Genomic DNA, 6,432 nt, shown 5'->3' on the forward strand with positions numbered 1-6,432 from the left:
CAGCGTCACCAGRCCGGTYTCGGGRCCGCGCAGMAGYTCGGCTTSCGARGGCAGGCCGGCCKCGTTCCAGAGSCGGACGATGTCRTCGCCGCTYGMTTGCGCCAGCGTCGCCATGRCGGCCTTGCGCTCRGCCTGRTCGCGSGCTTCCTGTCCTCGCATCGGCAGCATTCCTCTTTGCTAAATTTGTCTATTGATATAGACAACTATACAAATTATACATATTACCTAACGCGTGTCCATGACGGGTGGATGACAAGCGGCGGAAGCTTGGGGGGCAATTCATGATCGGGCGACAGGAAGCCGACAGCATCGAGCGGCGCAGCGGTGTCTCGTTGTGGCGGCAGATCGCCGACAGGATTCTGCAGGGGATCGCCATCGGCGATTTCGCCGAGAATTCCGCGCTGCCGCCGGAAGTGGCGCTGGCCGAGCGCTATGGCGTCAACCGTCACACGGTGCGCAGCGCCATATCGGCGCTTGTGCAGGAAGGCGTGCTGCGGGCCGAGCAGGGACGCGGCACCTTCGTGCTGTCGCGCAAGCGGCTGTCCTATCCGATCGGCGCACGCACACGCTTTTCGACAGGCCTGCAGGGGCAGACGTCGGAACGGCATATCGTGCTGCTCGCCTCATCGGTCGAGCCGGCCAGCCAGCGTGTCGCCGAGGGGCTTGGCCTGGCCAGGGGCGCCGAGGTGATCAGGTTGGAGACACGCGGCGAAGCCGATGGCCGGCCGGTGTCGCGCGCCGCCGGATGGTTCGATGCCAGGCGCTTTACCGGGATCGACAAGGCGATGGCTGAGACCGGCTCGATCACCGCGTCGCTGGCCCGCTTCGGCATAGACGACTATCTCCGGCAATCGACCGTCCTGTCGGCGCGCCATGCCGATGCTGCCGATCTTGCCGACCTCGACCTGCAGCCCGGCGCCATCGTGCTCGTCACGGTCTCCGTCAACGTCACCCCGGATGGGCAGCCGGTCCAGTTTTCGGAGTCGCGGTTTCCGGCGGAACGGGTGGAGCTGAAGCTGTCGGCGCTGTAGGGCGACGGCGGCCGGCTACCCCACCTCGATCACGGCCTTGATCAGGCCGGATTTTTCGTGCGCCCAACGGGCGAGATCGCTCGGCGTCTCGGCAAGCGATGTGCGGTGGGTGACGAGCGTGGCCAGGGGCACCGAACCGTTGCGGATCGAGGCTGCGACATGGTCGAAGTCGGCGCGCAGCGCATTGCGGCTGCCGATCAATGTCATTTCACGCTTGTGGAATTCGGGGTCGGAAAAGACGATGTCGTCCTTGACGACGCTGACCAGCACCAGTGTGCCGCCATGCGCGACATGAGCGAAGGCCGACTGCACCGAGGCGGTGTTGCCGGTGGCGTCGAAGACGACGTCGAAGCCTTCGCCTGACGTCGCCTCCTTGACCAGATCGGGCACCGCTGCGCGGGAGCCGTCGAGAATATTGAAGCCGAGTTCGTTCGCCGCAAAATCGAGCCGTTCCGTACTCATGTCGAGCAGCGTCACGTCGAGCCCGGCTATGCGGGCGAAGATGGCGGTGCCGAGRCCGATCGGSCCGGCGCCGATGACCAACGTGCGGGCGCCGGGCTCGCCCCGCGCGCGCCGCACGGCATGCGCGCCGATGGCCAGGAATTCGACGGCGGCGGCATCGGCCAGCGACAGGCCGTTTGCCGGATAAAGATTCTGCGCCGGCACCAGGATGCGTTCGCACATGGCGCCGTCGCGATGAACGCCGAGCACCTCGATTCTGACGCAGCAATTCGGCTTGCCGTGCCGGCAGGCGATGCATTTGCCGCAAGAGAGATATGGGTTGATGACGACCGGTTCGCCAATGGCAAGGTCGACGCCTTCGCCGGTCTCGACGATGGTTCCCGACACTTCGTGGCCCATGATGCGGGGATAGGCGAGGAACGGATGCTTGCCTTCGAAAATGTGGTAGTCGGTGCCGCAGATGCCGACATGGCTGATTGAAACCAGCGCCCAGCCGGCAGGTGGTGCGCCCGGCGCGGGGCGGTCTTCCAGGACAAGTTCGCCGGGCGAGCGGCAGACGACGGCTTTCATGCTTCGATCCAGTCTCTAATGAAATCGCCGGCCCGGCAGTCAAGTCGGGCCGGCGACCGCTCAGGGATGCCTACTTGCCGCGGCGCCGCAGCCCGTCGAAGTAGACGATGATGATGATCAGCGCGCCGGTGATGATGCGCTGCCAGAACGAGTTGACGTTGAGCAGGTTGGCACCGTTGTTGATGGTGGCCAGGATGAAGGCGCCGAGCAGCGGGCCGTGCACCGAGCCGACGGCGCCGAACAGCGAGGTGCCGCCGATGACCGACGAGGCAATGGCCTGCAGTTCCCAGCCCTCGGCCTGGGTCGGGTTGCCGATGCCGATGCGGGCGGCAAGCAGCACGCCGACGAAGGCCGCGCACAGGCCGGACAGTGTGTAGGCCATGTAGATSGTGCGCTGGACRTTGACGCCGGACAGGCGCGAGGCCTCGGCGTTTGAGCCGACCGAGAASAGATAGCGGCCCCAGCGGCTGTGGTGGAGGAAGATRTAAGCCGGAATGCCGACCAKGATSACCATCCAGAACAGGTTGGGAATGCCGATGAAGGAATTGCGCGAGAAGGCGGTGAATGTGTCGCTGTTGATGTTGATCGAGTTGCCGTTGGTCATCAAAAGGCCGATGCCGCGCAGCGAGGTCAGCGTCGCCAGCGTGATGATGAAGGGCGGCAGGCCCATCTTGACGATGCCGAAGCCGTGAAACATGCCGATGGCGACGCCGACCAGCAGTGTCGCCAGAATGGCGAGCCAGATCGGGACGCCGGCATTGATCAGCATGGCGACGACGACGGTGGCGAAGCCGACCACCGCGCCGACGGAAAGATCGATGCCGCCGGTGATGATGACGAAGGTCTGGCCGACCGCCATGATGGCGATCATCGAACCCTGGCGCAGAAGATTGGCGATGTTGTTGCCCGAGGCGAAGCTTGGCGTCGCCAGCGAAAGGACGATCCAGAGCAGCACCAACAGCGCCAGCAGCGTCAATCCGAACAGGACGTTGTAATTGCGCTTCGGTTTTTCGGCGGGGATCGCCTCGATGCTCATGTCTGTCCTCCCAGTTTTTCTTGTTTCTCGGCGAGCGCCTGCGTGAGAATGTCCTCGTGACTGGCGGTGTGGTACCCATGCGTGGCCACCAGCTTGCCGCGCCGGAACACGTGCAGCGTGTCGGCCAGTTCGTAGACCTCCGGCAAGTAGGACGAGATCAGGATGATGCCGGCGCCCTTCGACAACAGCTCGCCGAACAGGCGGTAGATTTCGGCCTTGGTGCCGACATCGACGCCGACTGTAGGTTCGTCGAAGATGAACAGCTTGGCGCCATGCGCCAGCCATTTGCCGATGACGATCTTCTGCTGGTTGCCGCCGGAAAGGCTGGATGCCAGCGCGCCGCGCGTCGGCGTCTTGATCCGGAGGCCGGCGATCTGGCGGTCGGCCTCGGTCTTCTCCTTTGCGTTGGAGATCAAGAGATTGCTGGAGATGCGCTTGTAGATCGGCAGGTTGAGGTTGAGGCCGACCGGCAGATTGAGGCAGAGGCCCTGGTCGCGGCGGCTTTCCGGTGCCAGCGCCATGCCGAGCTTGATCGCGTCGTGCTCGGAATTGACCTGAACCGGCTTGCCTTCCCACAGGATCTCGCCCGCCGATTTGCGGTGGCGGCCGTAAAGCGTGGTGACGAATTCGCTGCGCCCGGCGCCGATCAGGCCGTAGAGCCCGATGATCTCGCCTGCGCGGACCGTCATCGAGACATTTTCGAACCCCTTGCCCGACAGGTTCCTGGTCTCGACGATTGTGGCACCGGGGGTGAAATGCTCCTTGTGATAGACCTGCTCGATCGAGCGGTTGATCATCATCTTGACCAGCTCGGCGTCGTTGGTCTCGGCAATGTTCCTGGTGCCGACCAGCGTGCCGTCGCGCAGCACGGAGACGCGATCGGCGAGCTCGAACACTTCCTCCATGCGATGGCTGATGTAGATGATCGTCACGCCTTCGCCCTTCAGCCGGCGGATCAGGGTGAAGAGCTGGTCCGCCTCCTTGCGGGTGAGATAAGCGGTCGGCTCGTCGAAGATCAGGAATTTGGTGCCGCGCACGGTGGCGCGGGCGGCGGCAATCAGCTGCTGCTGGCCGATGGTAAGGTCGCCGAGCACGACATGCGCCGGCAGGTCGAAGCCGAGATCGTCGATGATCTTCTGCGCTTCCCTGACCATGGCRCGCTGCTGCAGGATGCCGWARCGYGARTYCTCCTCGCCGAGGAACATGTTGGCGGCRACSGTSARATGRCGGCAGAGCACGACCTCCTGATGCACGGCGTTGATGCCGAGCGCCATCGCCTCATGCGGGGTGGCGAGCGCTGCCGGTTTGCCTTCCCAGAAGACATCGCCCGATGTGCGCGGCATGACGCCGGTCAGAAGCTTGATGAGTGTTGATTTGCCGGCGCCGTTCTCGCCGACGATGGCGTGGATTTCACCGGACTTGAAAGCAAGGTTGACCGGCTTCAGCGCGTGCGTGCCGGGGTAGCGCTTCTCCAACCCGCGTAATTCGAGGATCGTGCGCCCTGGTTCCAGCGCGGGGGCGGGATGCAGGTCCTGCGCCGTCGAAATCATGACAATCCTCCCAGATTGGCTCCCAGATCGGCCTCACCATTGGCACGCGGCGAGGCAAGGATATGCCTCGAAAAAACAGCCTAGCCTAAGCTTGCGGGTTGCCAAGCCGTTTGTTCCGGCAGTGGATGTTTCCGGGGCGCGAGGCCCCGGAAACGATTGTGGATGCGACAGCTCAGAGCTTCGGGTTGAGCAGCGCGTCGATCTTGGGGTCTTTCATGTTGGCCTTGGTCACCAGATTGGCGCCGGTGTCGACATTGGCTTCGACCTTCTCGCCCTTGGAGGCGGCGAGCGCGGTCTTGATGCCGTCATAGCCCATCCGGTACGGATCCTGGACGACGAGGGCGGAAATGACGCCGTCATTGAGGAACTTGATCAGCTTCTCATCGCTGTCGAAGCCGAYCAGCSCSASCTTGCCGSCAAGGTTGTTCTCGGCGAYMGCCTGRCCGACGCCCTGCGCCATGATCAGGTTGGAGGCGAARATACCCTTGAGGTYCGGRTTGGCGGTGATCAGGTCGGTKGCGATGTTGAGGCCGGTGGTGGCCTGGCCGTCRGCRTAYTTGTCGGCGACCAGCTTCAGGCCCGGATATTTCGCCTTGAGCTGTTCGGTGAAGCCCTGCTTGCGCTGTTCGAGCGAGCCGGCGCCGGGAGCGTTGGTGATCAGGGCGACGTCGCCCTCGATCTTGCCGCCGTTGGCTGCGCCGATGGCGGCTGCGAGGCCGTCAGCGGCAACGCGGCCGCCCTGCACGTTGTCGGTGGTGAGGAACGAGGTGAAGGCCTTGGAGTCGGCGCCGGAGTCGATGCCGATAACCTTGACCTTGGCAGCGGCTTCGTCGATCGGCTTGCCAAGCGCCTTGAACTCGGTCGGCGCGATCACGATCGCGGCCGGGTTGCTGGCGACGGCGTTCTCGAGCATCGAGACCTGGCCGTTGACGTCGGTTTCAGCCTGCGCGCCGAGTTCCGGCACATTGACGCCGAGATCCTTGCCGGCCTTGCGGGCACCGGCCAGAACGATCTGCCAGTAGAAGGACGTGGTGTCCTTGACGATGATCGGAATGGTCACGTCCGCCGCCGAAACCGGCGCCGAATGCATGACGCCGGCGAGCATCGATGCTGCTGCCAGTGCCATGACGGCGCGGCGGTTGAGAATGCTGGTCATGAATTTCATTAGGATTCCTCCCTAAGTCGCCCGGTGAACGTTACGGAAAGTTCCGTTCGGATAGGCGTGGCCCAAACAGAACTTTATCAATAAAAAACATTTACGCTGTTTTGATAGTGCATCGATCTGGCCGATGCAAGCGGTGTTTCACGCCCGGCTTGCTATCGTCGGCGGAGACACATTCGCACGCTGCTCCTCCCAGGATGCAGCCAGAAGCTCCCGTTTCGTTCTGTAGAAGCATGGAATATTAATTCCATGCTTTAGTCAATATGGAATGTTCATTCTCTCGACGATGTCGCGGATTTGTGAAGTTGGAGCCCGCCATCGAGGGCATGTCGGCAAGATGCCGCCTTCATCCCAGATCCTGCACCACCGTGTAGGGACGGTATTTCTGATATTCCGTCTCCGGCACGTCGATGTCGAGCAGTTCGAGGTTGCGYGTCAGGTTTGCCAGTTTGGCGGTGCCGGTCAGCACCGTGGCGACCGTCGGCTCGTGCAGTGGAAACTGGAAGGCGGCGGCAGCCAGGGGATAGCCGCCTTCGCCGGCGATCTTCTCCATGGCGTCGACCCGGTCGAGCATATCGCGGCTGGCGGGTGCGTAGTCGAAATGCGCGCCTTGCACCGGCC

At 63.3% G+C, this 6,432-nt stretch carries 5 protein-coding genes and 1 pseudogene; 1 reads left to right on the plus strand and 5 read right to left on the minus strand.

Annotation, left to right across the window (positions count from 1 at the left end; translation table 11 throughout):
* Positions 1 to 281 precede the first annotated feature (281 nt).
* Positions 282 to 1,031 carry a phosphonate metabolism transcriptional regulator PhnF gene (gene phnF, locus AC1DX0_RS28745; RefSeq protein ID WP_477220215.1) on the plus strand — a complete coding sequence of 250 codons (750 nt, stop codon included), beginning with the start codon at positions 282 to 284 and terminating at the stop codon, positions 1,029 to 1,031.
* A gap of 15 nt (positions 1,032 to 1,046) precedes the next feature.
* Here phnF and AC1DX0_RS28750 read toward each other — a convergent pair whose 3' ends face one another.
* From AC1DX0_RS28750 to AC1DX0_RS28770, 5 genes and pseudogenes are all read right to left on the minus strand, one after another.
* Positions 1,047 to 2,063, minus strand: coding sequence for a zinc-binding alcohol dehydrogenase family protein (locus AC1DX0_RS28750; RefSeq protein ID WP_477220214.1), 1,017 nt, complete (start codon positions 2,061 to 2,063; stop codon positions 1,047 to 1,049).
* Positions 2,064 to 2,133: 70 nt separating this feature from the next.
* Positions 2,134 to 3,099 (minus strand): ABC transporter permease, encoded by a 966-nt coding sequence (locus tag AC1DX0_RS28755; protein ID WP_477357791.1) that lies wholly within the window; start codon positions 3,097 to 3,099, stop codon positions 2,134 to 2,136.
* On the minus strand, positions 3,096 to 4,649 hold the full coding sequence (locus AC1DX0_RS28760; protein WP_477357794.1) for a sugar ABC transporter ATP-binding protein: 1,554 nt from the start codon (positions 4,647 to 4,649) through the stop codon (positions 3,096 to 3,098). The genes AC1DX0_RS28755 and AC1DX0_RS28760 overlap by 4 nt, the downstream gene beginning before the upstream one ends.
* Before the next feature lie 172 nt (positions 4,650 to 4,821).
* A complete protein-coding gene (locus AC1DX0_RS28765) occupies positions 4,822 to 5,814 on the minus strand; it encodes a substrate-binding domain-containing protein (protein ID WP_477357797.1) in 993 nt (330 codons plus the stop codon).
* Positions 5,815 to 6,157: 343 nt separating this feature from the next.
* Positions 6,158 to 6,432 (minus strand): annotated as a pseudogene (locus AC1DX0_RS28770) (aldo/keto reductase); the annotation flags it as partial.

Source organism: Mesorhizobium sp. P3_A9 (assembly GCF_056402975.1).

Bases quoted from the DNA above. Each gene is read 5' to 3' on its own strand.
- phnF (WP_477220215.1), top strand. From the start codon at position 282: ATGATCGGGCGACAGGAAGCCGACAGCATCGAGCGGCGCAGCGGTGTC.